This window comes from Phenylobacterium sp., from assembly GCF_030654915.1.
GTDB lineage: Bacteria > Pseudomonadota > Alphaproteobacteria > Caulobacterales > Caulobacteraceae > Phenylobacterium.
Genome location: NZ_JAURWM010000039.1, coordinates 1 through 1,602 on the forward strand (window position 1 = coordinate 1; position 1,602 = coordinate 1,602).

Here is a 1,602-nt window from a genome sequence, read left to right on the forward strand (position 1 = left end):
CGCGGAACATTCCGCCGAGTTCGCGGGCGTCAGCCTGGCGCAGGAAGGTGTACAGCTCTTCGATCAGGGCCGGCACGGAGGTCTTCTCGTGCATCGACTGGTCCGGCAGCGGGCCGAATTCCGAACGCAGGGCGGCGACCATCCAGCCCGACAGGTAGAGGTAGCGGCGATCGGTGGTGCCGAAGTGCTTCTTGATCGAGATCAGCTTCTGTTGGCCGATGAAGCCGTGCCAGCAGCCCAGCGACTGGGTGTACTTGGACGAGTCGGCGTCATAGCCAGCCATGTCCTTGCGCATGATGTCGGCGGTGTAGCGGGCGATTTCCAGACCGGTCTTGAAGCGGTTCTGGAGACGCATGCGAGCCACGGACTCGGCGTCGATGCCGCTCCACGGACCCTTCTTGCCCTCAATGAGCTGGCTCATCTGAATGATATGGTCTTGATAGGACATGTGCCTCTTCCGATCAGCCGGGGGAAACTGGGACCCGGTACTTGGACGGCGGCGTACAGCGCCATTTCGTCGGTGTGGAGTCGGCGCGAGGTGCGGATGTCAAACTTTACAGACGCCTCTTGTAGTGATGTAAGAACTCTACACGCTGCGGAGTTTGAAAATGCTGCCGGAACGCCGCCTCTATGTGGGGCCAAGCCTTAGACGGCTTCGTCGCGACCACGGCCTCACCCAGGCCGACATGGCCGCCGATCTCGACGTCTCGTCGTCCTACATCGCCCTGCTGGAACGCAATCATCGCCCGCTCAGCGCCGAGATGTTGCTGCGCCTGTCCCAGACCTACAAGATGGACATGGCCGCCCTGGCGGGCGACGGCGGCTCGGACGAAGCCGTCCGTCTCCAGGCGATCCTGAAGGATCCGATGTTCACCGACATCGACCTGCCCACGCTCGAAACCGCCGACGTCACCACCAACTTCCCAGGCATCACCGAGGCCCTCCTGCGGCTCTACACGGCCTATCAGGAGGAGCAACTCGCCCTCGCCGACCGCGGCGCAGAGGCGTTGGCGACGGGCGGGCGAGGCTCTGACGCCCCCGACCCGGTCGCCGAATCGCGGCGGTTTCTCGCCGCCCGCCGCAACAGCTTCCCCAGCCTGGACGACGCCGCCGAGCGGTTGGCCCAGGCCGTCAGCAGCCATGACAACATCGTCGGCTACCTGAAGGCGCGCCATAATCTGCGTGTCCGGCGCCTGCCATCGAACGTGATGGTCGGCTCGATCCGCAGGCTCGACCGACACCGTAAGGAAATCCTGCTCGACGACGGCCTGGACACCGCCAGCCAGCTCTTCCAGCTGGCGCTTCAGCTCGCCTATCTGGAGATGCGCGACGACATCGACTCGGTGGCCGACGAGGGCACGTTCGCGACCGACAGCGGCGAGCGCCTGACTCGGCGAGCGCTGGCCAGCTACGCCGCCGCCGCCTTGCTGATGCCCTATACCGCCTTCGCCAAGGCGGCCGAGGCGCGTCGCTACGATGTCGAGGCCCTGGGTCGCCAGTTCAGCGCCAGCTTCGAGCAGACCGCCCACCGGCTGACCACCCTGCAGAAGCCCGGCCAGGAGCGAGTGCCGTTCTTCTTCATCCGGGTCGATCCGGCCGGCA

1 protein-coding gene and 1 pseudogene are annotated in these 1,602 nt (G+C 65.4%); one reads left to right on the forward strand and one right to left on the reverse strand.

The features are described 5' to 3' along the window. Positions 1–448 (reverse strand): annotated as a pseudogene (locus tag Q7T84_RS01620) (hypothetical protein); the annotation flags it as partial. 160 nt (positions 449–608) lie between these two features. On the opposite strand from Q7T84_RS01620, the gene Q7T84_RS01625 reads away from it, so the two are divergent. Next, a partial coding sequence (locus Q7T84_RS01625; protein WP_304805843.1) for a helix-turn-helix transcriptional regulator occupies positions 609–1,602 on the forward strand: 994 nt, incomplete at its 3' end.